The organism is Bdellovibrio sp. HM001 (assembly GCF_055397275.1).
Genome location: NZ_AP029174.1, coordinates 718,109 through 743,865, shown reverse-complemented (window position 1 = coordinate 743,865; position 25,757 = coordinate 718,109). Strand labels below are relative to the sequence as shown.

Genomic DNA, 25,757 nt, shown 5'->3' with positions numbered 1-25,757 from the left:
CCTCCTAGGTCACGGCCATCAGATCCCCAATTTCCCCTCATTGGAGTAAATCATTTCGGGTCTGACGTGTTTGTACTGTTCAAATTTATAACGCATCTTAATCAGGCGAAGCATCAGCAGATCCGGATCCAGATCCGGATCTTTGCGGTGACGTTTCACCTCGGCCAGAATGAACTTCTTCGCACTTTCAGGGTGGAAGCAGAAGCCGCGGGTAAAGACATAAGAATCCCCTTGGGGGATCAGGCGGACTTCGAAAAGCTCATCTGGATCAAAACCAAAGACGAAAGGAGAAGCCTTCACTACCAGAGTTTCAGCTCCAAAAAGGCCTTTCTTCCCGTACAGAAGATCTTTGATATAGACGTCCCCGTCTTTGATTTTAACAAACTCAAAAATGGAATGGCGGTGCTGCTTTAGCACTTCCAGTGTTTGCAGTTCTTCTTCAGAGAAACGCAATTCCCGCACCAGCAGGCAGGCCTCCAAAGGGGTCTGACCGAATCCTTTTAGTTCTCTGGTGAAAAAATACCAGTCATAGAACTGAGCCATGCGCGATTCATAGTGCTCGGAGTTTTCATCCAAGGTCCCGGCATTTTCAAAGAACTCTTTTTTGGCCATGGCCAATTCGTCTTTGAAGGCATCGCTGACAAAGTGATTAAGGATTTTTTCGATCAGTTTTTCGTATTCGTTCATATCATCCGCTCTACAAAGTAGCTAAACAGCCCGGAGGCCTCATGCGGCCCCGGACAACTTTCCGGGTGATATTGTATTCCTAAACACTTGCGTTTTTCACTATAAAATCCTGCCACAGTGCCATCATTGAGATTCACGTGAGTCACTTTCACGTCAGGAGGCAATGTAGACTCTTCCACGGCGTATCCATGGTTCTGACTGGTCACATAAATCTGATTAAGCACAGTGTCGCGAATAGGATGATTGCTGCCTCGATGACCAAATTTCAGCTTGTAGGTCTTAGCTCCCAAAGCCAGGCCCAGAATTTGGTGGCCCATGCAGATCCCAAAAATGGGTTTTACACCCAATAGTTCACGGACAGTCCCGATAGCCACTTTCACGTCAGCCGGATCACCGGGGCCATTGGTCAGCATAATTCCATCAGGATTATAGGCCAAAATGTCCTGCACCGACGTGCGGCTGTTGAAAATCTTGAGTTCTGAACAGCGATGTTGAAGCTCTCTTAAGATATTTTCCTTGCTGCCAAAATCCAAAACAGCAATACGAGGCCCCACCATATTATCCCCACGACGCACTTCTGGCTCTTTGCGGGAGGCAAGGTAAACCCAGTCCTTATCCATGTTCTTTTTCTGAGCAATCAAGGCTTGAGCTTTAGCAACAGCTGTCGTTTGATCCTGCGCCTGAATCAGGGCCCCCCAGGGAGTGCCCCCTTGACGAAGACGCAATGCCAGCATTCGCGTGTCAATTTCAGTCAAAAGAGGAATTCCATTTTCTGTCAGACGCTGCTTCCAAGCCCGATCACGCTCGGAATCTTGAACCTCTAGACAGATAAAGCCATCGATCCACAACTGACGCGACTCCCAGACAGCATCCTCGACACCGTAGTTGCCCTGCATCGGCGCGGTCATCACCACAATCTGAGAAAAGTATGAAGGATCCGTCGCAATTTCCTCGTAACCGGAATGAGACGTGTTGAACACCACCTCGCCCGCGCGATCCGTGCCACCCTGCCATTCGCCCGTGTAGACTTCCCCAGTTTCAAGCACCAGATAGCCGCGCATTACTGTACCTCTTTCATTGTCATATGAATCAGACTTTGACGAACCAGAACACCGTTGTGAACCTGATCCAGCACTTTGCAGCGTGGATCCTGCAGAACATCCGCATCCATCTCGGTCCCCTGATTGATCGGCCCAGGATGCATAATCAGGGCTTTTGCCGACAGAGCTTTCAGGTTCTTTTGCGTGAACCCGAACTGCTCGCGATAGTCCGTCAAAGAATACTTATGATCGTGACGTTCCATTTGAACCCGCAAAGCCATCGCCGCTGTCGCCCATTGAAGTCCTTGCGAAAGATCGCTGAAGACCTGACATGGCGGCAGCTGCGGGAGGAATTCTTTCGGGCCACACAAAGCCACTTCATAACCAAGCTTTTCCGCCAACTCGAAGTGTGACGCTGCCACTCGGCTGTGACGAACATCACCGACAATCAGCAGTTTTTGTCCTGCGCAGGACCCCAGATGCTTGCGAATGGTGTAGGCATCCAACAAAGCCTGTGTTGGATGACCTTTCTTACCCCAGCCCGCATTCAGGATCGGAGTGGAGATTTTTTCAGAAAGTGCGCGCAAATCCAGATCATCGCCCGTGCGAATCACCAAGAAGGACGGCTGCATCGCCTCGACATTTAAGACGGTATCTTCCAGAGATTCGCCTTTTTCCAGACTGCTGCCAGCCGCGCCGTCCAAACGCAAAGGATGAATCCCCAGACGTGCGCAGGCCGTTTCAAAGCTCATGCGTGTGCGTGTGCTGGCCTCAAAAAACAAAAGGGCTCCGGTTTTTCCGAAGCCCTCAATAGCAGACGATTTTCCCGCCGCAATTTGATCGGCGAAAGAGAATAGGATATCGATTTTTGTTTTTTCAAGAGAACGAAGATCAATAAGAGAGAAATTTTTCCTAGACGACATCTAGAACCCAAGCCTAGGTTCCAAGGGTAGACTTGTCAATGGACCGTGGAAAAAACTCGGTCCCAACGCACTGAAGGATAACGGTCCCCGCCCCATTTCTGCTGCCAATCCAGCGAAAGCCAAATTAAAGCCACCCGACCCACCACCTGGGCCATAGGAACCGTGCCCCAATAGCGCGAGTCGTCACTGGCGTCACGATTATCTCCCAGCAAGAACACTTCTCCAGGAGGCACCACCAGGGGACCAAAATCCTTATCATCCGGATTTTTTTGGAAAATCACACGCCACGAGGACGCACCCACTTTTTCAGAGTAAATATCGAAAAGTTCAGGATTGGGATTGTCACCCGCCACAGCTTCCAACTTGTCGTAATTCACCGGCTCCTCATTTAGAACAAGTCGCCCTTTGATAATCTGCACACGATCCCCGGGCAGACCAATCACACGTTTTACGTAAGTCACGGAAGGTTGATTCGGATAGGTGAAGACTACGACATCGCCTCTTTCAGGCAAAGTCAGGGACCATCTTTGACTGGCAAAGGGAATCTGCACCCCATAAGAAATGCGGGACGCAAAAATGAAATCACCGGGTTTGAGCGCGGGCTGCATAGAGCCCGTTGGCACCTTATAGGCTGTTACCAGAAAATGACGCACAAACAGCGCACACAGCACAGCCAAAACTAAAGTTGTCAGATATTCCCGCCAGCGATTCATCCTTAAATCCTAAACGGAACAGGGACGCGCCTTCAAAGGAATTTTACACACAGAAGGTCTTTTTCGGGAATCAATGCAAGGACTGGAAGAGTCTGTTAAATCGGATTTGCGAAGGATCACACACAAATGTCATCGTCGGCAAGGTGCTGTGACAAGAAAGCCAGATCACTGACGCCCGCCCCACCAGATAATCGTTCTTCACGAATCCCCAAGCACGCGAGTCCGCAGATTGATCGCGGTTGTCACCCATAAAAAAGTATTCCCCCTCGGGAATCTTATAAACTTGCACGTCTCCAGAATCTTCAGGGGAAAGAAAACGAACCGTGTATGATCGCTCACCATTATTCTCTGTGAAATATTGAAAGCCCGCCTCAAATCCACGGTCCGACATGGGCGTCATCGTAAACGGATTGCCATTGACCGCCACGCGACCGGCTTTGATCTCCACTCGATCCCCAGGAAGACCGACCAGACGCTTGATGTAGTAGACATCCGGATTTTCAGGATATTTAAAGACCACAATATCGCCACGCGAAGGTGTCGACCACTGCACCAACCAGCGGTCACTGAAGGGAATATGCAAGCCAAAGGCGAATTTTTTTACAAGGATATGGTCGTGAATCAAAAGATTCGGAATCATGCTGCCAGAGGGAATGACAAAGGGCTCAAACAAAGCCCAGCGCACACCCATCACCAGTAAAATTGGAAAAAGGAACGTTAGAATCGCCTGATTCCAAGTTCCTTTTAAATTAGGTGTGCTTTTTTCTTCAGACATCTAGTTAACAGAGTGGAAGAAGCGGCCCCAGCGGATTGTCAGAGGGTTGCACAGGAATGGAAGATTCGGAACCGTCTCTTCACAGCTCAACCATACAAACATCGCACGGCCCAGGATATTTTGTTTGGGCAGGAAGCCCCAGCCACGGCTGTCGTGAGAATTCATACGGTTGTCACCCATGACAAACAGATGATCATCCGGAACTGTCACTGGGCCAAAAGTCTCATAGACGTCACCCTTGCGAAGAAGGATGGCGTGTTCTTTACCCTCTTTGGCGCCTTTACCTGCTGGCAAAGCTTCTGTGAATTCCACATAGTTTTCTTTGTTGTCGTTGATGTTGCCATCACGCTGGAAGTCCGCATCGCGCAGCCATGCAAAGTCATCCATGTTGGCCGGAACCTTTTTTTCAACCGGTTTGTCGTTGATATAAAGAGTTCCGTTTTCGTAATAAACCTTGTCGCCTGGCTCACCCACGATACGTTTGATGAAGAATGTGCTCATGTCCTTCGGGAACTTGAACACGATCACTTCGCCACGTTCTGGTTCGTTGAACTTCACCAACCATTTTTCACTGAACGGAACACGCAGACCATAGGTCAGCTTGTTCACAAAGATATGATCGTGAATCAGCAAGGACGGCAGCATGGAACCCGACGGAATCACATAAGCTTCAATAAAGCCCCAGCGAATGAACAAAGCGATAAAGACCGCCAGGAACAAAGAGCCCCAACCTTCGGTCCAAAAGTGCTTCGTTTTGAAGTCCCAGCTTTTAGGTTTGTTGTCACTCATGATGATTCTCCTAGTCTTCCACTTTCAAGATGGCCAAGAAGGCTTCCTGAGGGACTTCCACATGGCCGATGGCCTTCATGCGTTTTTTACCCTCTTTCTGCTTTTCCAGAAGCTTACGCTTACGGGAAATATCACCACCATAACACTTCGCGGTCACGTCTTTTCTGATCGCGCCCAGTGTTTCACGAGCAATGATCTTGGCACCAATCGCAGCCTGAATCGCGATCTGATACTGCTGACGAGGAATCAATTCTTTCATCTTTTCCGCCAACAAACGTCCGCGATTTTGCGCCTTGGAACGGTGGACGATCAAGGACAGCGCATCGATCGGTTCGCCATTGATCAAAATGTCCAGTTTCACCAGGTCGGACTCTTCAAAACCGATGAATTCATACTCCAAAGAGGCGTACCCCTTGGAGATCGACTTCAAGCGGTCGTAGAAATCCATGACCATCTCATTCATTGGCAGTTTGTACTCAATGATGACCTTTTTCTCTGTCACATATTCCATCTTCAACTGAATACCGCGCTTGTCTTCACACAGCTTCAGAATGCCACCGATGTAGTCCGTTGGCGTATGCAGAGTCACCTTCACGTATGGTTCTTCAAACTTGGCAATCAACGTTTCATTTGGCATTCCGGAAGGATTTTCCAGCATCATCTCCGTACCATCATTTTTGGTGATACGATAAACAACCGTTGGTGCCGTGGTGATCAGATCCAGATTAAATTCACGCTCCAGACGTTCCTGGACGATTTCCATGTGCAAAAGACCCAGGAAACCGCAACGGTATCCAAAGCCCAGGGCTGCGGATTTTTCCACTTCAAACGTCAAGGAAGAGTCATTCAGACAAAGTTTGTCCAAAGCATCTTTCAAATTTTCGTATTCCGACGCCACGACCGGGAAGATCCCGGCAAAGACCATCGGTTTGATTCTTTGGAAACCTGCCAGAGGCTCGGATGCCGGATGTTTTGCTGCCGTAACAGTGTCACCCACCTGGACGTCACGGATATCTTTGATACCGCAAACCAGGAAGCCCACTTCGCCGGCCTCAAGAACCTCTTGCATCGCAGGGAATGGTTTGTACTTACCCATGCGCAGGACTTCATAGTCACGATCCGTGGCCATGAATTTAATCTTGTCGCCTTTTTTAATCACGCCATCAACCATACGAACCAGGACAACAACGCCCTGATAGGCATCGAACCACGAGTCGAAAATCAACGCTCGCGGAGTCAAAGAGCGATCCGCTTTTGGCGGCGGAACTTTTTGAACGATGGCTTCAAGAATATCCGTGATGCCGATTTTTTCTTTGGCAGAGGCATGGATAATGTCTGTGCAGTCCAAGCCCACAGTGTCTTCAATCTGCTTGGCAACCCCTTCCGGGTCCGCCGAAGGAAGGTCAATCTTGTTCAGGACAGGAATGATTTCCAGATTGTTTTCCATGGCCAGGTAAACGTTGGCCAGCGTCTGAGCTTCGACACCTTGAGCGGCATCAACAACCAGAATCGCACCTTCGCAGGCGGCCAATGAACGGGACACTTCGTAAGAGAAGTCCACGTGCCCCGGTGTATCGATCAAGTTGATCTGATACATGTTTCCGTCTTTGGATTTGAAATCCAAACAGACCGTTTGAGCTTTGATAGTGATACCACGCTCGCGCTCAAGTTCCATGTTGTCCAGGAACTGATCCTTTTTCTCACGATCCGACAAAGAGCCGGTGGCAGAAAGAAGACCGTCAGCCAAAGTAGATTTGCCGTGGTCGATGTGAGCGATAATAGAGAAGTTACGTATAAATTTAGGATCCATAGGGCGGTATTATAAATAAGAAGCGCCGAGTTGCTAGGAACAACTCGGCGCAATGATTAAGGTTTTAAAGATTTTTAAGCCAGTGTTTTAACGGCATCTTTCAGTTGGTCGACCTTATTCAGGCGCTCCCAAGTGAAGGAATCTTCGTTACGGCCGAAGTGACCGTAAGCCGCTGTGGGGCTGTAAATGGGTCTTAGAAGGTCCAACTCCTTTGTAATGCGAGCTGGGCGCAAATCGAAGACCTGACGAACCGCTTTTTCCAGAACTTCTGGACCCACTTTGCTGGTTCCGTAGTCGTTTACGGTGATGCTCACTGGTTCTGCCACACCGATAGCGTAAGCGACCTGAACCAAGCAGCGCTCGGCCAAACCTGCACCTACGATGTTCTTAGCAATATGACGTGATGCGTAAGCTGCGGAGCGATCCACTTTGGATGGATCTTTACCAGAGAACGCGCCACCGCCGTGAGCTCCGTGACCACCGTAAGTGTCCACGATGATCTTACGGCCTGTCAGACCCGCATCACCCATTGGACCGCCCGTTACGAAACGGCCTGTTGGATTGATGAAGAATTTGGTTTTGGAATCGATCCACTGAGAAGGGATGGATTTTTTGATCAGTTCTTCTGTGATGAATTCCTTGATAGTCGCATTGGAAACGCTGTCAGCATGCTGAGTGGAGATCACCACCGCATCAATGCGTTTTGCAATGCCGTTTTCGTACTGAACTGTCACTTGGGATTTTGCATCCGGGCGCAACCAGTCAACCTTGTTAGCCTTACGAAGAGCAGCAAGGTCCTTCACCAACTGGTGCGACATCGCGATGCTCAAAGGCATCAGTTCTGGAGTTTCATTCACAGCGTAACCGAACATCAAGCCCTGGTCGCCGGCACCCTGATCGTCAGAAAGAGTTTCTTTTACACCCACAGCGATATCCGGGGACTGCTGACCAACAGCGATCATCACACCGCAAGTTTTGTAGTCGAAACCCTTGTCAGAGTGATCGTAGCCAATGCGTTTGACAACATCACGAGCCACTTCAGAGAAGTTTACTTTTGCAGACGTCGTGATTTCACCAGCAACAACAACCAAGCCCGTTGTCAGCATTGTTTCACAGGCAACACGTCCCTTTGGGTCTTGAGCCAAAATGGCATCAAGAATACCGTCAGAGATTTGATCCGCCATTTTATCCGGATGGCCTTCAGACACAGATTCACTTGTAAACAGATAATTTTTCACAGCTTTCGTTCCTCATTAGGGGAAGGTTGTTAATGAGCTCGGCCTCGTCAAAAAGGCCATCCTAAAATCAGTCTGCCCTCTTTCAAGCCCCCTCTGGGAGCGGAAATAAAAGCGGACTTTTTTAGCGAACGGCCAACCTAACAAAACGAGTCGGAGGGGTCAAGAGTCCTTGGGTTTGTGGTGGTAAAAATAGGCCAACTCAAGGAAAAAGACTGTAAAGCCTCCCACCAGGCCGATCAGCCCCATTCCAATCATGAACTGAGCAAGTGTTTTCCCCAGGGCGCTGATGGACGGTTCGGGAACCCAGCCCTGATTTTGCAATAAGAACATAAGGATGTAAGCAGCAACACTAATAAAGGTCCAAGCAACGGCATGAGTCCGATTCGTCAGCAGCCCGACAATCAAAGGCAACACCGCAAACCATAAAAGCGTGGGCGAGAAGAAGCCGCCGGTATAGAAAGAAAAGGAAAACTGAAACACCATTCCGGCTAGTACCATATTATAGGCTGCAGCCACCATCGAACGGCTGATTCGATAAACCAAAGGCGACAAGGCATGAATGATGGAGCAAGTGAAGCCAATGCGGGCCAAAACCGGCTGTTCCACAAAAAACAAGGAAATCAGACTGTAGGTCCACATCAGCAAACCCGTCAGAACCGTGATCAGAACAAGCAGACGACTCTTGTAGTGACGAACCAAATTATCCTCTTTGACATCCAAAGAGAATAAACTGGCGCCCCAATGCAAACGATCTTCGTGTTCCAAGCAACGTTCCAAACGAAAAAGAGGTGGATAAGTCCACCTCTTCAGTATAGTTCGGCACTATAAAAATTGCACGAAAATCAGGCCGCCTTTTTCCAGCGGGCAAAAGTCTCATAACGGGTCTCTTTTGTGCTTTCCGGTTTCTTATGGTCTTTGTATTGTTTGTTCACCTTCAGGAACTGCTTTTCAAGCTTTTCCGCCACGGAATCGACAACACTGTACGCATCCGGTCCGTAGGCCGTCGCCTTGAAATACTTCTCTCGGGTGTTCACGGAAATCTCAACGCAGAATTCATTCTTCTGCTTACTGAAATACACGTTGCCGTAGCCCTCTTTAAGCAGGAAGCGCCCGATCTCAGACATTTTTTCTTCTGTGTGTTTCACCAGGGAATCGGAGTGATCGAGATGCTTAAAGGTATAGTTGAGTTTCATGTTTTCTCCTTCTTGGCCCCTTTCAAGGCCTTGGTTTCGTACCTGGACTTCTTATCGGTCCAGCCGGACTAAAGATGAGCCCTATTTTGAGACTCATTTGGTTTTTCTTTGGGTTAATAAACAGGCCTTAAAAATTTCAACGTCCTGCTGATTTTTTAGATATTTCGCCACAGGAGCCATAGATGTATAGGCTTCCTGACATTGGCCGCGACTGAATTCAAGCTTGGCATCAAAATAAGAATCCCTCAAAGCTGCGGGCAAACGGTCGACCGTGCGAGGCTCCACCTCCCCGGCTTCGATTTTTCTTTTATATTCACGCAAAGCCTCTTCGGACTTGCGGCGCAGTTCTCGGATATCAGCATAACGAGGAACATGTGGTGGAATTCTTTTGGATGCTTCCAGTGCTCCTTCATAGTTCCCGGCCTGGAAATAGGTTTCCGCACGCTCTATTCGCGTGGCAATTTCATTCGGATCAATCTTTTTATTTGAAGAGCCAAAAGGATTGGCAAGGATTCCCAAGGACAGGCCCGAAAGGGCGACCGCATACATGGCGAATTGTGCTGGCTTAATCATAGGGAACTTATCGGAAACCCCCGACTAAAGATGAGGAATTTCCATGTTCCAATTCGAGATTTGGGCGAAGAAAAAAGCGCGCTTCGCCCCGGGAATGTCTACAGATTCACCATTTTCTTATAATACTCCAGAAGCTTTTTGGCCCCGTGAAGTAAATTGGCTTCCCAATCATTGTGCGCATTATGATCCGCACCATCGGTGATATATTTTAAAGAAATCAACTGCACATTCATTTTGCGACAGACTTTGGCCAGCGCATAACCTTCCATGTCCACCAGATCACAGGCCACTTTGGGCGTGCCGGTTTCAAAGGCGTCACCGGTTCCACAAATGCCCGAACTTAGTTCAGGGAAATACGGAATCAAATCAATCGCTCCGGGCAAGGGATCAAAAGGAGTTTCCCCCACTTTGAAACCCAACGGAGAAATATCCATATCCCGCTGCACGAAGCTGGACACCTCGACAAGATCATGGGTTTTAAAGCGCGAACTGCCCGCCGTACCCAGGTTGATCATCACTTTGCACTTGGTTTTGTGAATGGTATCCAAGGCGGCATAGGTGGCGTTCACCTTGCCGATACCAGAGTATATAACAGGAATATTTTCTTTTTCAAAAAGCCCCTGCGACTCTCCGGGAAGAGCCATTATCAGAGCCACGTCATTAATATTGAACAAGGGAATAGACCTCTTCGTTTTTAAACTTCATTTTATTCAGGAATGTCAGATTCACCAGAACCGCGACGGACTCCACCTTGTAGCCCGCAAGAACGCTTAAATCAATAGCCGCCTGCAGAGTCCCGCCCGTGGCCAACACGTCGTCGATGATCATGATATTGCCCTGACCCAAAGGCAGCTCAATTTCCGCCGTGCCGTATTCCAAGGCGTATGAAACTTTTTTGGTGGGTGGAGGAAGCTTCCCTGCTTTGCGAATGGGAAGAAAACCTTTTTGGTGTGTCGCTGCCATATGAGAGGCCAGAATGAACCCCCGGGACTCGATGCCCGCAAAATAGTCCACCTGACTCAAATCCACATTCTTCACAAGCTGCCTTGAAACAAACGCCATGGCATCTGGGTTCTGCAAAAGTGGTGACATATCACGAAACAAAATTCCCTCTTTAGGAAAATTTGGCACGTCGCGAATCAAACTCTTTAGATCCATAAAGCCTCTCCCCGAGAATCCTTATCTTATTTGCAACACGGCCCCGAGTAAAGAGGCCTTGGTCTTGTTGACTGGTTTTGTTCCTGCAAAGATTTTAAAAGAAAAAAGCCCTCTCGAAGAGGGCTCTTTTTAGAAGTATTTCTTACGTTGTGAAGATGGCAAGATCTTCAGCATATCGCGGTATTTGGCCACGGTACGACGGGCAATCTGGATGCCTTCGACCTTCAAAAGATCCACGATCTTCTGATCGGACAATGGGTTCTTCGGATCTTCTTTGGAAACCAGATCCTTGATCTTGATCTTCACGGACTCGGAAGCCAGAGAATCCCCGTCTGAAGAACTGATACCAGAGTTGAAGAAGTATTTTAGCTCATAAATACCCTGAGGCGTGTGCACGTACTTGGCCGTCGTCACACGGCTGACCGTGGATTCGTGCATACCAATGTCATTGGCGATATCACGCAAAACCATCGGCTTTAAGTGCTCAGAGCCTTTTTCAAAGAAGTCGCGCTGATGCTTCACGATGGACTCTGTCACCTTGTAGATCGTGCGCTGTCTTTGGTGGATGGACTTGATCAACCAAACGGCAGAACGAAGTTTCTCCTGGATATAATCCTGGGTCTTGTCGCCGGTGGTTTTGCCGCCTTTAAGCATGTTTTTGTAGAAGTTGGAGATTTTCAAACGCGGCAGACCGTCTTCATTCAAAGACACCACATAGTCATCACCGACTTTATAAACGTAAACATCCGGAGTCACATAGTGCGTGTCGCTGCTGACAAACGCGCGACCTGGCTTGGGATCCATGGCGTAGATGATTTTGCAGATTTCCACAATGTCTTCCACGTCACGGTTCAAGGCCTTGGCAATAGCCTCGTAGTTTTTCTTTTCCAGATCCTTCACGTGATTTTTGATCAGAGTGACCAGATCGTGGGTGTCTTCTTCCATGTGTTTGGCCTGGATCAGAAGACATTCCTGCAGATCACGAGCCCCCACACCCGGGGGATCAAATTCGTGAATCAGGGTCAAAGTGTCTTCCAGAAGCGCCAGATCCACTTTTTCCTCTTCCGCAATTTGCTCCAGAGGAACTTTGATATAACCGTCGTCATCGATGGCGCCGATCAGGGCGTCTGCGGCTCTTTCCTCTTCTTCAGAGAAGCCGTTCATTTTCACTTGCCAGTAAAGGTGATCATGCAGGGTTTGAGACGCCGTGATGACGTTCTCATAGTTCATGATTTCTTCAGAACCTGCCATACCGGATTGAGGCGGTTTTTGGTTGGCTTCGATGTAGGATTCCCACTCGAATTCATCCTGCTTTTGCGGGTCCTGAATATTCTGCTGGTCCGGAGCTTCTGAGTGCTCCACTTCGTTGGCAGCCTCCTTGGTGCGCTGAAGGTCTTCTTCCTTCAGTGCGGATTCTGCCTCCTCAAGAATAGGATTTTCCTCCAGCTCCGAGCGAACAGCCGATTCCAACTCCATACGCGACATCTGCAAAAGCTTGATCGCCTGTTGCAGCTGCGGAGTGATTACCAGAGACTGGCTCAGGTTCATCGTCTGTCGAAGAGCCATTAAAATTTCCCTTTCCTGTGAAACTGCTATAGCTGGAGGCGACTGCCTTTATCAGCTTTACAGCTTAAAGTTTTCGCCGAGATAGAACTTACGCGCCAATTCGGAATTTGCAATTTCGTCTGAACTTCCGCTGACCTGGATCTTCCCGTCCTTCAGTATATAAGCATAATCACAAATGCCCAAAGTCTCACGCACGTTGTGATCAGTAATTAGAACTCCTATACCTTTGGCCTTAAGTTCGCGGATGATATTTTGAATATCGGCGACCGCGATCGGGTCAATCCCGGCAAAGGGTTCATCCAATAGAATGAACTTCGGAGAGCCTGCCAAAGCCCGGGCAATCTCCACACGGCGGCGCTCCCCTCCGGAAAGGGCATAACCATAACTGTCACGGATATGACCCACGTGGAAGTCCCCGATCAACTGCTCCAGGCGCTCTGAGCGCTGCGCTCCTGAATAGCCATGGGCCTCCAAAGCCACCGTGATATTCTCCGCCACCGTCAGCTTGCGGAAGATGCTGGGCTCCTGAGCCAGATAGCTCAAGCCCACACGGGCTCTTTTATACATTGGTTCCTGCGTGATGTTTACTTCATCCAGATTGATCGAGCCGGAATCAGGCTGGACCAAACCCACCACCATGTAAAAGGAGGTGGTTTTCCCCGCCCCGTTGGGACCAAGCAGACCGACCACCTGGCCGGATTCCACAGAGAAAGAGGCGCCATCAACGACCTTGCGCTTTTTGAAAGATTTAGAAATGTCTTTGATGGTGAGCATGCTCATTGGTCTTTATTCTCCACCTTGGCCCGTACTCTTTCTACCTTAACCTTTTTTCCGCCATCGAGAAAGATGATTTCCTCGCCGGTCAGTTCATCATTATTCTGAATCACTTTTGGACGGCCTTTGAAGGTGTATTTATTGGCCAGCAGGTCCAGATCCACATTTTCTGCGGTCGCAAACTTATCCATGTCACTGACCCGAACACCGCCCTTAATGGCCACGGAACTCAGGACGTCCGCACCTTTGCCATACAGGAAGGAGGCCTCAGGCCCCTCCAGCTTCATGTTATCGTAGCTCATGCGAACGGCCCCCAGAAACCGGGCCTCACGGCTTTTCCCGCTGAACTCAGCTCCATCGGCGACAATGTCGAAGGATTTGCCATCCTTCATCGGCTTCTGTGCCGTCACTCGCTTTTCGATCAACATCTTGGACTGATCTACCAGCACCTTCATGCTGGCCCCTTTAAGGAACAAGGCCGCACCTGATGAATCCCGGGGGCCTTCCATCAGCACTTGCTCTGGACTTTCAATGCGGCGGGTTTTCGAGGAGTAAAAGATCGAAGGCGTCTTGAAAACATAGCCATTCTCGGACTTGGTCACTACATTTCCGATGACACTCAAGTCCTTGGATTTGGAATCAATGGCACCCTCATCCCCGGTTACGGTGAATTCCACTTTTTCCATATTATAGAAAAGCACCCGAACCTGCTTCAGTTTCCAGGTGCCTTCCCCCTGATTACCCTCGGCGGAAACGGCATACAATTCCCAGTCACGGGTGCCGGACTGGCTTTCCACCAAGTGCACCCCACCCATACGCTGCTCTGCTAAACTGGAGGGGGGTGGCACCCCTTTATTCTTCTTCGCCTCTTCCTTTTGACGTTCCACGCGGGCGCGCACTTCTGCCTCGTCCTCATGCTCGAGTCGGGCCGGGAAAATAATAAGAATCTCGACAAACAAAGCGAGAAGCAGAACCAGAAAAATAATATTCTTATATTTACCCATAGATGAAGGAAAGCTTAAACCATCCCGCAGGATCGGTCAAAAAGGATCGCCTAGCCGGGCTGCATAGAGCGCAAAAGATAAAGGCCCCATTATGAGGCCTTTCACAGTTTATTTCATTTAATTGGACGTGGGTTCCTGTGGAAGCTTCATAACCGCGAAGTTAATCTCGCTGGCTCCTGCTTCAGTGACGGTGTACATCACTTTTTTCACTGTGCCGAAATCGACCCCTTTATCGGCCTGCACGGTCACCTTGCTCCAGGCATTTGGATCTTCTTCAGTCTCGCCACGCGCTGTTTCCACAACATCGCGAATCTTGTTCTGAAGTTTGCTTTCCTGCTCTGCCTTGGATTTTTGCAAAGCATCCACCAACTGATCCTTCAGCTTGGCGATCATCCAATCCTCCTGGCCCTTGACTTCATCAAAGGTCGCAACAACCTCTTTGTCCAACAAAATTTCCTTGTTGGAGATCGTCACAACGTGGGAGGGCTTCAATTCCCGCACCGAAGCCGCTTTTGGCAGAACCACTTCCTTCGGAATGTAAAGAATTTCCCCCGTCGCATTGTAGTTCTGCAAAAGGAAGATAACCAGAACCGTGAACATATCCACCATCGCCGTCAAAGACAGCAACGCGGTCACATCACGCTTCCCTTTTCTTTTGCTTAAAATATTGTGGTAGCGATGACGCTCCCCCGGTCTGAAGATGGCCATTACTGTGGCCCTCCCGTCGCAACAGAGATCGCTGAAAAGCCTGCGGCCAGACAGTTATCCATTGCTTTAATCAATTGTTCATAAGGAATGACATCTGCAACCGAAACAATCGCATCCACTTTTTCAGGGTAAAGCTGTTTTACACGCTGCAGTTGTGCCACAAGACCTGCTTCGTCAAATTGTTCGTTCACCATGGGAAGACTGATCACTTGTTTCCCAACAGTTAAAACATAGCCAACTTCCTTCACATCCACTTTCAACACCACATCGGCATTCGGCGGAGGCGTCGGGCTTGGCTGCGTGTCCGATTTCTTCCCGTACAGGGAACTACCAATTTGAATCATAGACACTTGAGTCCAAACGGCGGTGATGAGCAGGAACGTGATAAGAACGCTCATCAAGTCGATGAAAGGCACGAGGTTGAGCTCGATATTCTTCTTTCTGCCGCTGGAATCGCCGCTATCTATGTGAGCCATTGAAAACCTCTACTAGTCTTTGATTTTTTCTCTATTAGCAACAACCAGATTCAAAAGGCTCATGCTTGTTTCAACAACTTCATTTTCAGTTTTCTGAATACGATGCTGGAACAAACCGTAAGCCACGATGGAAATGATCGCGACCAAAAGACCAAACGCCGTACAATTCAGGGCGTGGGAAATACCTTTGGAAAGCTCCAAAGCTTTGGTTGCAGGATCGGCTGCCGCCACCGCACGGAAGGAACCGATCATACCGATGATCGTACCCAAAAGACCCGCAAGTACCGCGACGTTACCAAACACAGCAAGGAAGGAAGTCCAGCCTTCAACTTTGGGCATTTCACGCATGACCGCTGCGTCCATGGCAACCTGAACCTCTTCATCCGGGCGCTTGTTCATCGCCTGCACCAAACCAGCTTTCACTGTGTTTGTCAGAGGAGCCGGACGAGCATCACAATAGCTGATCGCCTGGCGAAGATCACCGGCAACAACCATACGGAAGATCTGGTCAGTGAACTCCTTTTTGTCCACGGAAAGATTTTTTAGCTTCATCATTCTTTCGATGATCACAAATAGCGCCAAAATAGCGATTACTGCGATCACGTACATGACGAAACCACCCTCAGCGAAAGCACGCTGGATGAAATTCATGTTGTCTACTGTAACTGTTGGGTTCACGAGAACTCCTCCTTAAAAAACTTAATAAAAAAATTAATTAGCCTGATTCAAAACAAACGGATACGCCTGCACTTCGGCCGTCATGCCCGTTGGTGGTTCCGGGAACACCCAGCTTGCCAGACGGCGGCGGATACATTCCTCCACCTCAGCATTGCCCAAAGTGGAGCTCACCACTTTCACATTGCGCGCCTGACCACGTTCGATGATTTCCCAGCCCAGGATCACTTTACCTTCCATCTTACGACCTTTTTCCAAAGTGTTCAGAGCGCGCTCATAGCAGCTCTTCACTTCGTTCAGTTTGGAACGGATCACACGACGGATGGCTTCCTTGTCGATGGTTGGATCGAAGGATTCTTCGTTACCACCACCTTCGATAGCCACTGTTGTTTTAGAGCCAAAGCCTTCCGCCGCCCCATAGGCCGCCTGACCTGACCCACGACCCTTGGTTCCGATACCGGCGATCCCCTGTGTCGCTGTTCCTTTACCGCCGGCTCCGGCGTCTTTGAACTTGGAACCCAGATCATCTCCCGCACGGTCTTCATTGAAGCCGGAAGTTCCTGTGGCTTTGTCCGCCATCCCCAGAACCTCACCCGCACCGGAATAGGCTTTGTCGATGTTGGCGCGACTGCCACCGCCACCAAAGGCACTGAACAGACCCACTTTGGACAAATCCTTGTTCGAGGACTGCGCATTCGCCCCGGCCGTGTTGCCGGTTTTCACCGCGCCACCCTGACGAGTGGAAGTGAACTTCTTCGTTCTATCTTTAGCATTCGGCTTCGGAGCCACTTCGCTGGCACGTGCTGCCACTTCGTTCTTGGCAGCCGCATTCTGAGCCTTGGCACCTTTTTTCTGCGCGTCCTTATTCTGATCTGCCACAACGACCTTCTTAGGAGGAGGCGGTGGTGTCGGTGTCGCCACCGGTTGTGGTGGTGGCGTCGGAGGCTGCGGTGGCGGAGGCGTCGGTGTTGGTGTCGGCGCCGGAGGTGGATTATTAAATACCACCTGTGCGATACGCTGCACTTCTTCCTGTTTGTTTTCCTGCCAGTCCTTCGGGGTGGTCGCTGAAATGTACAAGGCCAGCAAGCCCACCATGATGAGTGACATCAATACACCCATCGTTTCTGAACCCGACAGCATCAACGGAGGCAACATTGGAACTGTTGGTGCTTGAGGCACGAAGCGGATGTAAAGACAGATATTCCCGCCGGGCAAAGTGAGGCAAAGCATTTCGTTTTGATCAACGCGAACGCTGTACCCGCTTCCACCTTTTTGCGCTTTGCCGGTTTTAACCAGATCTTCCGCATACTGGGTGCCCGCAGAGCTGACCAATTCTGATTCCATCTCGTTGGTGGTATTCACGCGAAGGCCTGCGGACATATCCAACAAAGCATAGCCGCGCGGAACCAATCCTTCCGGCAACGCCACTTGCTGGTCACCACCGATGTTTACACGGATGGTTTTATTACCTTTGAAGTGGTAAGTCGTCAGGATGCGCTCTTTCCAGGCCACAAGGACTTCGACTGTGGAGCCCTTGCCAGGTTTTAAGTGCGTCTTCAAATTTCTAATTTCACTTGGAGGAGCAAAAGTTTTACTCTTCTTGGCTTTTTTATAAGCACCACGCTCTTTGCGAATCTCAGGCTTGACTGGAATCGAGGTCAGAACCGGCTTTTCTTCAGCCTTCGCAGTTTCTGCCGGAATCACAGGAGTTGCCACCGGAATCACCGGGGTGACTTTGATTTCTTCTGTTTTGACCACCGTTGCCGGAGGCATGGAGGGCTCGGGTTTGGTCGGTGGAGCTTTGACTTCCACCACCGGCGCCGGAACATCCTCATTTACAACCGGAGCTGCACCGGGCACCACTTTTGGCTTCGGCACACCAACAAAGAAAGCGATGCGGAAAGGCCCTACTTCGATCTCGTCACCAGAAGAGATAGATTCATCCAACACGGCCTGACCGTTCTTAAAGGTGCCCTGTGAAGAGCCCAAATCACAGACATACCATCCGTTGTCGCGAAGTTCGATCAGACAGTGAATCGGAGAAACGCCGTCGGCGTCCAGATCCAGATGCACTTCGGCGTTGTGTCCGACCACGATTTGATCCTGGTCAAACTGCTTCACGCCCACTAGCTGATTGTTTTTGAAAATTCTAAAAATTAACGGCGATCTCAATTAGCACCCCGAACTCGCTGTATATCCTCTGTTGTTCTTCTCATCTCGGGTAAAAAGTTTTCTCTCAACTTGATCAATCTCTTGTAGTTGAAATTCTTCTTTTGGAAGAGATAAAAAAGCTCTGGCTTTTGAGTTGAACCCTCAACCAATTCATCTTCGAAACTCAACGTCGCCTTTTTTTTGGCCGTGGTTGTCGTCGTGGTTGTTGTGCTGCGGGAAGTGGACTGGGCAAAGCTGACTTCAAAGACCAGAAGCGCCGCTAGCAAAATTGTAATGTGTTTTAGGTATCGCAACATAGTCTTCACCCGACCCTTCACTCTATTTTAAACCAGCTTTCGCCTTATTTTCCAAAGCAATTATTCGATTACGGCTCTCAGCAGGTCCACCTACAAACTTTAGTCTATTAATGACTTCCAACCCGTCCTGATACTTCTTCATGTGATCGACAAGAAGAATTGCGTAATTAAAAAGCACTTCTTTATTATTGGCGTTGTCTTTCAAAGAGGTTTTATAAAGCTCTTCCGCGCGATCCAGTTTACCTTGAGCCGTCAAAGCGATCGCATAGTTATTGAGAACTCTCGGATCCCGGACCCCTTTGCGATAAGCTGTTTCCAGAACAACATTGGCTTTGTTGTAGTCGCGTTCCTGGACGTAAATGGCACCCAGATTAGCAGCGGCAACAGCTTCATCGTTGTTGATTTCCAGAGCTTTACGGAAGGACTTGATCGCATCACGACGCTCGCCTTGCGCCAACTGAACAATACCCATATTCGAATAGAGCTCAGCCGTTTTAGGGCTGGCTGCAATGGCTTTACCCAAAAGGTAGCGGCACAGATCAAAACGACTGCGCTTGTAGTGATACATCGCCAGAGCATTCAGGGCGCGAGCATCATTAGGCGACTGGGTCAGGATCTGCGTCGAAGCCTGATAGATCTTCTCATCATTCTGAGCTTTGATCGCTTCATTCAAAGATGCATACTGGGAAGGAGCTGGCGGAGTCACCGGACGAACCGGCTCGACCTTTTCCAGATCCTTGAATTCGTCCATATCCGCTCGCGGGGCTTCGGAGACGGTCGAAGTCTTGGTCTCTTGCTGAGGGGTTTCTTTTGTGGGGCTGGATGAACAAGCCGCCAAAGCCAACAGAGAAAAACAAGTGATGATCTGTTTCATTATTGACCTATCCAATTCACTAGACGAATGTCAGATCCCACTTCGCCACCGTTGTAGTAGTTCTTGGGATCCTGTCGGTTCATAAAATCGTACGCTGACTTGAATCCGGCGTTGTAAACTTCCAGCTCAAGGCCGCGATCCACCGTCGCTTTATAACTTTCGCGAGCCTTCGCATTGAAGGGTTCTGCAAACTTCTCGACTCCGGCCTGATACTGTTTGGTCTCTTCGGCATTCAAGCCCGGAGGCAGTGGCGCATTGAGGATCGATTGAGCCATATTCAGGTTGGCATCACCTAAAATCGAAAGCGAGCTGACGATTTCTTCGGCGCTGTCAAACTTGATCACTTCCGCCAGCTCCCCTGTCAAACGAGTCAGCAAAGCGACCTTCTTGTCGGCTGCCGCTTTCTGTTTGGCCGGATCTTTCGGGAATGTGATGGCTTTCATTTCCTTGTAAGTGTCTTCCGCGTCACTCAACTTCAACTTGGCAGCATAAGAGGCCCCGACACCTTTTTTGTTCGGTGCAAAACGCTTTTGAATCGCCAAAGTCTTCTGCTTCCATTCCTGAGCACGGGTGGTGGCACGCTGGCGCGAGGACAATTCCGACACCCAGTAAGCACTTTCAACCACTCTTTCCTGATCACGACCGCCGCCTTCCACATACTCGGTGTAACGGGCAATCGCAGCTCCAGTCTGACCCGCTTTGCGATGGATCTGAGCCATGCTGTACACTGCTTCAATATTGTCGCTGTGCTTTTTATTGATCTTTGTAAAGTCCGTATAGGCACGGATGGCTTCATCTGTCTTACCCAGGGCCTCATAAAGAACTGCCGCATTGAACAGCAGATTTGGAGACAATGGGTCGGTCGGACTTTCTTGTGCGGCCTGTTTGTAAAGCTTCGCCGCTTCTTCAAACTGCGCTGAATCCTGATAAAGCTTTGCCAGCAAACGTCGGGATTTTGGTTTTAACTTATCCGCGGCAGGGTCTTTGGAGTTCAAGACACTCTGATACGACGCAATCGCCGGACCGTTCATTCCGGCCCGCTCGTAGTTGACGGCCGCATTAAAGGCCGCCGTCGTTGCCAGACTTGATTTTGGATTCTGTTTGGCAAAGGCTTCAAACACCTGCGCACTGTCTGCATACTTCTTTTCCAGCTCCAGATCCTGACCACGCTTGAAGGATGCTTTTTCCATCACACCACGGATGTCCGCTCCGGCCTTGGAGGAAGCAATGCCCGGCACAGCCAAAAGCTCGGCCCCGGTTTTTTCCAGACCGACATAGTCCTTGCGCAGATTGTAGATATCCAAAAGCAGATTCGCAGAATATTCCGCCTGCTTGGTGTTTGGATACTGCTTCACAATCTCACGGAACTGCGTGGTTGCCGGATCAAAGTGATTGCTTTGATAGTAAAGACGACCGATACGGAACTTGATCTCGGGCGTTTTTTCAGAAGCCGGGAACTTTTCAACATACCACTGACCGGCTTTAATAAAGCGGTCCACTTTCGGCTCCAAAGGAACCGGGTCGGTGGAATCGCCCACACGTCTTTGCATTTCCTGATCCGACGGAATGGATCTTTCAACGGAAAGAATCAGGTTCTGGGCTGCTTTACCATAGAATTTGCTTTGTGGAGCATTATCCACAACCCATTTATACTGGGCTCCAGCCTCGTCGTACTTACCCATGTCATAAAGCAATTCACCGAAGTAAAAATGCATGTCCGGGGCGGTGGCTGAGTCAGGGAACTCTCGCAGGTAAAGCTGATAGCCTTCGTAAGCTTGAGTCTGAGAGAAGGCCGCACGAGAGTTTTGTGCTGTCTGGTGCTGTTGCAGAACGTAGTTACGTAACGTGGTTTCACGCAATTTGTAGGAGTTCTCCACCAGCTCTTTATTGTTTTTATTGGCCGCATACCACGCACTGGAAGAATCGTAGTCCTTCACCCAACCATAGAGTTCGTTTTTAAAACGCTGCGTGTTCTTGGCATAGAAGTAGTTCTGAACAATTTGATACTGATACTCAAAAGCTTTCGGCGCTGCCGGATTCTGGGAAATCAGAAGCTTAAACACCTCGCGAGAGCCATCTTTGTTCCCGCGGTCAGAATATTGATAAGCCAGTCTTTCAAGATAAGGGCTGTAGTTATTCCCGACCAGGTTCTTAAAGTAATTGGCCGCATTATTCGGATCGCCGCCTTCCGCATAGAAGACCACGATGTCACGCAAAGCTTCCCCTTCCAAGCGAGTGCGGTTGACCTTCATACGGCTGGCCAATTGGTCACCCGTCTCGGCTTTTCCGGCCTTGATAATGTACTCCAGATAATTCATTGCCTGCTGAACCTTGCCCAGACGGAACAAGCACCAGGATCCCTTATACAAGGCAAAGGTGTGCAGACGATGTTTCTTTTCCTTGATCAGGTGAGAATATTCTTTATAGGCATTCGCCCACTTTTCATTTTCAAAATAGTATTCCGCTAAAGCGAAATGAGCTTCACCTACGAACGGAGAATTCGGATAACCCTTGGTCAAACGCTCGTAGTATTCAGCACCTTTTTTAACATCGCCCAGTTCAAAGTAATTGTAGCCCAGGAAGAACAGGGCCTGGCTCATCTTCTCATCACGAGGGAAATCACGCTGGAACCACTCATATAGCTGAACCGCTTTTTTGTTGTACTCACGAGCTTCAGCCGTGTCCAAACGCGGTTTGCTTTTGGTTTTCCCCGCCTGGAAAGCACGAAGCTTCGCATCGTATTCGTCCTGTTTACGGGAATCTATCAAGCTGGCTTTTTCGACATAAAGTTCTGCCAAACGCAACCACAGCTCACCACGGTTGGGGCTGGTTTTGAACTTTTGGGTCAGCTTATACAATTCCCGAATCTGCTGATCCAAAACGCGTTCGTATTCGGCCTTGTTCCCGCCCCCGGTATCGTGTTCCATGATCTCCGAAGAGCGAGGAGGTTTCACAGACTCCAGATTGTAGTTCTGAACATCCTGTTTAAAGCCCATATTTGCCGATGGCAATGAGGTGTCCGTCTTGGACATCTGCATCTTACCACCACGGCTGCTTTCACTGGCCTGGGACAACAGTTCACCGACTGTCTTTTTCTTCACGGTTTTAGTGGTTCTGACGGTCGTCGTCTGGGCCTGCGTTGCCGGAGTCGCCAGAAGAAGACTTAAAAATCCTGAGACAAGAAGTTGATGCCTGTTGAATTTCATATATTACTCGCAGCTCTGTTTTCCAAGGTAGTGATAATTTCCAACTTCATCCAACCAGTATTCACCTTGGAACGGATAGTACTCATAACCATTTTCGATATAGAACTTGCGGTTGACGTTTTCGTCGATCTGATCCCCGCTGATGTCCTTACCGGCAATTTTCTTTTTGATGCTTTCTTTGCGACCCGTGATCATCTCGTAGCGGATGAAACCGGCCTGCTCATAAAGATCACGCAGTTCCACGCGCATGTTCAGCAAGTGCGCTTTGGCCATATCGCCAATTGCGAACTTGGTGTTCTTGCTTCGATTCGCCAGAATCTTCAAAGAGTACTGCCCCAGCGGAGACGCGCGGAAGGAGGAGTTCGATTCCACACGATGTCTTTCCTGAGTCAGTTTTTCCAGATAGTTCATGGAGCGCTTCACATCCCCCTGATCCAGAACACTTCTTAGAACAATGTACGGCAAACGAAGATTCGCCGATTTATCCGTGGTCTTCATCAGGTGCGCTTTTTCCAATTCATTATAGAAGGCCCCAGCCTCGTTCGTGGACTTCAGGAAATCCCCAATCTTGGCACGAACCGGTCCGTAAGTTTTTTCAAACAAACTCAGGACCTTTTCCATCTCGTCATACTTACAGATGTACAGGTACACGATGGAACGCAGAAGTAAACTCTCCGGCATATAGAAGTCTTCGTAATATGCCGAGTGGAGAGTTTGGAAGTTACTAAGTGCCGAACGGAAACGTGCTCCGCGCAACATCGCCCAGCTTTGTTCAAAGACAGCGTCATGCCACATCAAGGTGTCTCGGGGAACCTGGGCATAAGCTTCGACGGCCTGATCCCAATCCTGCTTTTGATAAAGCGCACGCGCCAGACCCATCTGAGCCGCCACTTTATTCGTATCAGTCACTGGAGCCTTGCGACGGGCATCGAGCATCTTATTGAAAGTGCCGATAGCAAGAGAAGTTTGATTCGCTTCAAGTTCTGCCAGACCTTTGGAATACAAAGCCTGGAAGTAATAACTGCTGGTTGGGCTGACCTTGCTGAAGAGCTCTGCCGCTTTCGCAAAATCACGGTTTCTTAGACGGATTTCACCCAGGCGATAGTTGATCATGTCACGCAAGTTGGCCGGGAAGTCGTTCAAGTCCACGCGGGAAACGGCGTAGTTCAGAATCGTATCATCCCCCAGGGTGTCAGCCACCACGGACAGTTTTTCAATCGCCATTTTGGAATATTTGGGATGCTTCATGCGGATGACATCCACAAACTGGAAGGCCGCTGTCTGGTAAAGCTTCAGCTCCACAAGCATGGTCCCTAAGATGTACTTGATCTGAGGTCTTTCCGCCGCGAGTTCAGAGCGACGGCTCAAAGAGAACAAGGCATTTGCTGCGGATTCGTACTGTCCGCCTTGCGCCATTCGCAGCGCATTGCTCAGCTGATTTCTCAGTGTGGCCTCACGTGAACTGCCTGGCATTGCTGAACTGCGCGAAGGTTGCTTCTTCAGCGTCTTTCTTTGCTGGGCATCCCCGACAACCGGAGTCACGATACTTGCTGCAATCAGGAGTAGTAATAATTTCTTCATCTGTAGCTAGCCTCCGGGAAGAACCAACTCATACCCACGGTAAGGAAGAGGTTGTTGAAAGAGTTTGTCGAACCGTCGATGCCTTTGGCGTTAAAGAAGTTCCAACTGAAATCCCAGCGCAAGGCATAGGCTTTGCTGATGGCAAAGATCTGACCCGTCGCCAGATGAATGGTTCCGGCATTTTCGCCAGACTGAGTGTTCGTCGTTCCATAACCTGCAGAGAAATACAGATCGAACGGAATGATCTTTTCATTGAACCAGGACATTTTTCCGTACACCGGAATGTACATCAAATCAGCCCCGATGAAAGACTTTGGATACACAAGGTTTTCAGTGGAAACCCCTTGAATCTCTCTCAGCTCATCAGTTCCTTGGCGGTTAGAGGTCGTCAAACCGAAGTAATTTAGTTCCAATCCCCAGCTTTCGCTCATGAAGTAGCTGGCTTTCGCCACGCCCCCGAACGTCAGGAAGAACGGATCATTGGTCACAGTTGTCAGACCTCCGAACAACTGGAAACGGCCCGTTTTAGGAAGGAAACGTTTTTGAATAACGGAAATTTCCTGAAAAGGAGCCAAACCACCCAGACCTGAGAAATCAGTCAGTGTATTGTCTTTCGGAGACGTTTCCTGATAGGAGGGCACTGAGTTAGTGATGGCCGGACGTGGAGCCTCTTTTTCAAGCTCCATCTCGATAACGTCCAGCTCTTCACCTTCTGATTGAGCCTGTGAAAGCCCCGGAGCCAGCAGAGTCAGCAGCAGTAACAAAGAAGAGATTTTTCTATTTAACATCTGTCAGCTCCTCTTAGAACAAATAAGACAAACCCACATCCAGGTTTGTCGTGTAAGTAACGCGTTCTTGATAAGCACTATATTGAGGGGGTGGATTCGATCCAGAGTTTGCGATAAATGGAATCGGAGCCTGATGCGCATACAAGCGCAAGTCAAAGCGGAAGGCCCATTGTTTTGTGAAATAGAACTTCTGGCCGATTCCGAACGCTACCGCCGGATAAGTCTTGTGGACGTATTTTACCGCACCTGCAGAAAGCGACCCGTACAACTGGGTATTGAAAACAATTGATTTGGTCAAACTCATCTTCCCGTAGAAAGCCTTGAGATTGTAGTCTCCCATGATCGTCATTTCAGGATAAGGAGCCGGTCCATATTCCACATTCGGGAACTGAGTCTGCAGTTGCTCTGCATAGCTGGAAAGACCGGAGAAGTTTTTGGCAATCAGAAGACCCCAGGCATGGTGCTCACTGGAGTTGTAGTAAAGACCAAGACCCAGTTTGCTGACATTGGCGATGGGCTCTGTCATGGCGTAGCCATAAAAACCGTCAATTTCAAATCGCCCTTGAGTCACCACATTGCGGTTCTTAACACTGACCGGTTTGTCGAACACAGGAAGGACGGACTCTTGCGCCAGCTCTTCTGTTGGCAGATTCACAACTTCCGCAGCAAAGGCGGCCTTATGAAGCATCAACGCAAGAACTATGATGAGCGCGGCTTTGAAACCAATTTTTAACATGT

General features: G+C 49.3%; 26 protein-coding genes. All 26 read right to left on the bottom strand.

Annotated elements, in window-relative coordinates; genetic code table 11:
- Nucleotides 1–18: 18 nt before the first annotated feature.
- A complete protein-coding gene (locus ACZ5ZZ_RS03645; protein ID WP_464120243.1) occupies nt 19–687 on the bottom strand; it encodes a DUF7986 domain-containing protein in 669 nt (222 codons plus the stop codon).
- Complete coding sequence (gene carA, locus ACZ5ZZ_RS03640; RefSeq protein WP_464141285.1) at nt 684–1,748, bottom strand: glutamine-hydrolyzing carbamoyl-phosphate synthase small subunit; 1,065 nt, start codon at nt 1,746–1,748, stop codon at nt 684–686. Before carA ends, ACZ5ZZ_RS03645 begins: the two co-directional genes overlap by 4 nt.
- Nucleotides 1,748–2,650 (bottom strand): aspartate carbamoyltransferase catalytic subunit, encoded by a 903-nt coding sequence (locus ACZ5ZZ_RS03635; RefSeq protein ID WP_464141284.1) that lies wholly within the window; start codon nt 2,648–2,650, stop codon nt 1,748–1,750. The genes carA and ACZ5ZZ_RS03635 overlap by 1 nt, the downstream gene beginning before the upstream one ends.
- Nucleotides 2,651–2,685: 35 nt before the next feature.
- Nucleotides 2,686–3,363 carry a signal peptidase I gene (gene lepB, locus ACZ5ZZ_RS03630; protein WP_464133512.1) on the bottom strand — a complete coding sequence of 226 codons (678 nt, stop codon included), beginning with the start codon at nt 3,361–3,363 and terminating at the stop codon, nt 2,686–2,688.
- A 70-nt stretch (nt 3,364–3,433) separates the two neighbouring features.
- Nucleotides 3,434–4,138: a signal peptidase I gene (gene lepB, locus ACZ5ZZ_RS03625; protein ID WP_464133509.1), complete on the bottom strand. Its 705-nt coding sequence runs from the start codon at nt 4,136–4,138 to the stop codon at nt 3,434–3,436.
- On the bottom strand, nt 4,139–4,927 hold the full coding sequence (lepB, locus tag ACZ5ZZ_RS03620; protein ID WP_464120238.1) for a signal peptidase I: 789 nt from the start codon (nt 4,925–4,927) through the stop codon (nt 4,139–4,141).
- 10 nt (nt 4,928–4,937) lie between these two features.
- A complete protein-coding gene (gene lepA / locus ACZ5ZZ_RS03615; protein WP_464120237.1) occupies nt 4,938–6,737 on the bottom strand; it encodes a translation elongation factor 4 in 1,800 nt (599 codons plus the stop codon).
- 74 nt (nt 6,738–6,811) lie between these two features.
- Nucleotides 6,812–7,975 carry a methionine adenosyltransferase gene (gene metK / locus ACZ5ZZ_RS03610; protein WP_464120236.1) on the bottom strand — a complete coding sequence of 388 codons (1,164 nt, stop codon included), beginning with the start codon at nt 7,973–7,975 and terminating at the stop codon, nt 6,812–6,814.
- A 159-nt stretch (nt 7,976–8,134) separates the two neighbouring features.
- Nucleotides 8,135–8,752 (bottom strand): hypothetical protein, encoded by a 618-nt coding sequence (locus tag ACZ5ZZ_RS03605; RefSeq protein ID WP_464141282.1) that lies wholly within the window; start codon nt 8,750–8,752, stop codon nt 8,135–8,137.
- 65 nt (nt 8,753–8,817) lie between these two features.
- Entirely contained in the window at nt 8,818–9,168 is a 351-nt protein-coding gene (gene hpf / locus ACZ5ZZ_RS03600) for a ribosome hibernation-promoting factor, HPF/YfiA family (protein ID WP_464141281.1), read from the bottom strand.
- Between the two features lie 93 nt (nt 9,169–9,261).
- Entirely contained in the window at nt 9,262–9,741 is a 480-nt protein-coding gene (locus ACZ5ZZ_RS03595) for a hypothetical protein (protein WP_464120233.1), read from the bottom strand.
- Between the two features lie 98 nt (nt 9,742–9,839).
- Entirely contained in the window at nt 9,840–10,385 is a 546-nt protein-coding gene (locus ACZ5ZZ_RS03590) for a 5'-methylthioadenosine/S-adenosylhomocysteine nucleosidase family protein (protein WP_464135170.1), read from the bottom strand.
- 16 nt (nt 10,386–10,401) lie between these two features.
- Nucleotides 10,402–10,899 (bottom strand): adenine phosphoribosyltransferase, encoded by a 498-nt coding sequence (locus tag ACZ5ZZ_RS03585; protein ID WP_464133502.1) that lies wholly within the window; start codon nt 10,897–10,899, stop codon nt 10,402–10,404.
- 129 nt (nt 10,900–11,028) lie between these two features.
- On the bottom strand, nt 11,029–12,465 hold the full coding sequence (gene rpoN, locus ACZ5ZZ_RS03580) for an RNA polymerase factor sigma-54 (protein WP_464120231.1): 1,437 nt from the start codon (nt 12,463–12,465) through the stop codon (nt 11,029–11,031).
- Between the two features lie 57 nt (nt 12,466–12,522).
- Entirely contained in the window at nt 12,523–13,245 is a 723-nt protein-coding gene (gene lptB, locus ACZ5ZZ_RS03575) for an LPS export ABC transporter ATP-binding protein (RefSeq protein WP_464133498.1), read from the bottom strand.
- Complete coding sequence (gene lptC / locus ACZ5ZZ_RS03570; protein ID WP_464120229.1) at nt 13,242–14,243, bottom strand: LPS export ABC transporter periplasmic protein LptC; 1,002 nt, start codon at nt 14,241–14,243, stop codon at nt 13,242–13,244. Before lptC ends, lptB begins: the two co-directional genes overlap by 4 nt.
- Before the next feature lie 117 nt (nt 14,244–14,360).
- Nucleotides 14,361–14,951, bottom strand: coding sequence for an ExbD/TolR family protein (locus ACZ5ZZ_RS03565; protein WP_464120228.1), 591 nt, complete (start codon nt 14,949–14,951; stop codon nt 14,361–14,363).
- On the bottom strand, nt 14,951–15,427 hold the full coding sequence (locus ACZ5ZZ_RS03560; RefSeq protein ID WP_374001366.1) for an ExbD/TolR family protein: 477 nt from the start codon (nt 15,425–15,427) through the stop codon (nt 14,951–14,953). The genes ACZ5ZZ_RS03565 and ACZ5ZZ_RS03560 overlap by 1 nt, the downstream gene beginning before the upstream one ends.
- 12 nt (nt 15,428–15,439) lie before the next feature.
- Nucleotides 15,440–16,105 carry a MotA/TolQ/ExbB proton channel family protein gene (locus ACZ5ZZ_RS03555; RefSeq protein WP_347357020.1) on the bottom strand — a complete coding sequence of 222 codons (666 nt, stop codon included), beginning with the start codon at nt 16,103–16,105 and terminating at the stop codon, nt 15,440–15,442.
- A gap of 33 nt (nt 16,106–16,138) precedes the next feature.
- Nucleotides 16,139–18,223 carry an AgmX/PglI C-terminal domain-containing protein gene (locus ACZ5ZZ_RS03550; RefSeq protein ID WP_464141279.1) on the bottom strand — a complete coding sequence of 695 codons (2,085 nt, stop codon included), beginning with the start codon at nt 18,221–18,223 and terminating at the stop codon, nt 16,139–16,141.
- A gap of 47 nt (nt 18,224–18,270) precedes the next feature.
- Nucleotides 18,271–18,570 (bottom strand): hypothetical protein, encoded by a 300-nt coding sequence (locus ACZ5ZZ_RS03545; RefSeq protein ID WP_464141277.1) that lies wholly within the window; start codon nt 18,568–18,570, stop codon nt 18,271–18,273.
- Nucleotides 18,571–18,592: 22 nt separating this feature from the next.
- Nucleotides 18,593–19,444, bottom strand: coding sequence for a tetratricopeptide repeat protein (locus ACZ5ZZ_RS03540; RefSeq protein WP_464141275.1), 852 nt, complete (start codon nt 19,442–19,444; stop codon nt 18,593–18,595).
- A complete protein-coding gene (locus tag ACZ5ZZ_RS03535; protein WP_464141273.1) occupies nt 19,444–22,650 on the bottom strand; it encodes a tetratricopeptide repeat protein in 3,207 nt (1,068 codons plus the stop codon). Before ACZ5ZZ_RS03535 ends, ACZ5ZZ_RS03540 begins: the two co-directional genes overlap by 1 nt.
- A gap of 3 nt (nt 22,651–22,653) precedes the next feature.
- Entirely contained in the window at nt 22,654–24,231 is a 1,578-nt protein-coding gene (locus tag ACZ5ZZ_RS03530; protein ID WP_464141271.1) for a tetratricopeptide repeat protein, read from the bottom strand.
- Entirely contained in the window at nt 24,228–25,019 is a 792-nt protein-coding gene (locus tag ACZ5ZZ_RS03525; protein WP_374001362.1) for an outer membrane beta-barrel domain-containing protein, read from the bottom strand. Before ACZ5ZZ_RS03525 ends, ACZ5ZZ_RS03530 begins: the two co-directional genes overlap by 4 nt.
- A gap of 13 nt (nt 25,020–25,032) precedes the next feature.
- Nucleotides 25,033–25,755, bottom strand: coding sequence for an outer membrane beta-barrel domain-containing protein (locus tag ACZ5ZZ_RS03520; protein ID WP_464141269.1), 723 nt, complete (start codon nt 25,753–25,755; stop codon nt 25,033–25,035).
- Nucleotides 25,756–25,757: the final 2 nt, after the last annotated feature.

Excerpts from the sequence above, each read along its gene's own strand:
- ACZ5ZZ_RS03535 (WP_464141273.1), bottom strand. The coding sequence starts at position 22,650 with ATGAAATTCAACAGGCATCAACTTCTTGTCTCAGGATTTTTAAGTCTT.
- ACZ5ZZ_RS03530 (WP_464141271.1), bottom strand. The coding sequence starts at position 24,231 with ATGAAGAAATTATTACTACTCCTGATTGCAGCAAGTATCGTGACTCCG.
- lepB (WP_464133509.1), bottom strand. The coding sequence starts at position 4,138 with ATGTCTGAAGAAAAAAGCACACCTAATTTAAAAGGAACTTGGAATCAG.
- rpoN (WP_464120231.1), bottom strand. The coding sequence starts at position 12,465 with ATGGCTCTTCGACAGACGATGAACCTGAGCCAGTCTCTGGTAATCACT.
- ACZ5ZZ_RS03590 (WP_464135170.1), bottom strand. The coding sequence starts at position 10,385 with ATGGCTCTTCCCGGAGAGTCGCAGGGGCTTTTTGAAAAAGAAAATATT.
- ACZ5ZZ_RS03595 (WP_464120233.1), bottom strand. The coding sequence starts at position 9,741 with ATGATTAAGCCAGCACAATTCGCCATGTATGCGGTCGCCCTTTCGGGC.
- hpf (WP_464141281.1), bottom strand. The coding sequence starts at position 9,168 with ATGAAACTCAACTATACCTTTAAGCATCTCGATCACTCCGATTCCCTG.
- lptB (WP_464133498.1), bottom strand. The coding sequence starts at position 13,245 with ATGAGCATGCTCACCATCAAAGACATTTCTAAATCTTTCAAAAAGCGC.
- ACZ5ZZ_RS03645 (WP_464120243.1), bottom strand. The coding sequence starts at position 687 with ATGAACGAATACGAAAAACTGATCGAAAAAATCCTTAATCACTTTGTC.
- ACZ5ZZ_RS03565 (WP_464120228.1), bottom strand. The coding sequence starts at position 14,951 with ATGGCCATCTTCAGACCGGGGGAGCGTCATCGCTACCACAATATTTTA.
- carA (WP_464141285.1), bottom strand. The coding sequence starts at position 1,748 with ATGCGCGGCTATCTGGTGCTTGAAACTGGGGAAGTCTACACGGGCGAA.
- ACZ5ZZ_RS03545 (WP_464141277.1), bottom strand. The coding sequence starts at position 18,570 with ATGTTGCGATACCTAAAACACATTACAATTTTGCTAGCGGCGCTTCTG.
- lepA (WP_464120237.1), bottom strand. The coding sequence starts at position 6,737 with ATGGATCCTAAATTTATACGTAACTTCTCTATTATCGCTCACATCGAC.
- ACZ5ZZ_RS03635 (WP_464141284.1), bottom strand. The coding sequence starts at position 2,650 with ATGTCGTCTAGGAAAAATTTCTCTCTTATTGATCTTCGTTCTCTTGAA.
- lptC (WP_464120229.1), bottom strand. The coding sequence starts at position 14,243 with ATGGGTAAATATAAGAATATTATTTTTCTGGTTCTGCTTCTCGCTTTG.
- lepB (WP_464120238.1), bottom strand. The coding sequence starts at position 4,927 with ATGAGTGACAACAAACCTAAAAGCTGGGACTTCAAAACGAAGCACTTT.
- ACZ5ZZ_RS03525 (WP_374001362.1), bottom strand. The coding sequence starts at position 25,019 with ATGTTAAATAGAAAAATCTCTTCTTTGTTACTGCTGCTGACTCTGCTG.
- ACZ5ZZ_RS03520 (WP_464141269.1), bottom strand. The coding sequence starts at position 25,755 with ATGTTAAAAATTGGTTTCAAAGCCGCGCTCATCATAGTTCTTGCGTTG.
- ACZ5ZZ_RS03540 (WP_464141275.1), bottom strand. The coding sequence starts at position 19,444 with ATGAAACAGATCATCACTTGTTTTTCTCTGTTGGCTTTGGCGGCTTGT.
- ACZ5ZZ_RS03585 (WP_464133502.1), bottom strand. The coding sequence starts at position 10,899 with ATGGATCTAAAGAGTTTGATTCGCGACGTGCCAAATTTTCCTAAAGAG.
- ACZ5ZZ_RS03560 (WP_374001366.1), bottom strand. The coding sequence starts at position 15,427 with ATGGCTCACATAGATAGCGGCGATTCCAGCGGCAGAAAGAAGAATATC.
- lepB (WP_464133512.1), bottom strand. The coding sequence starts at position 3,363 with ATGAATCGCTGGCGGGAATATCTGACAACTTTAGTTTTGGCTGTGCTG.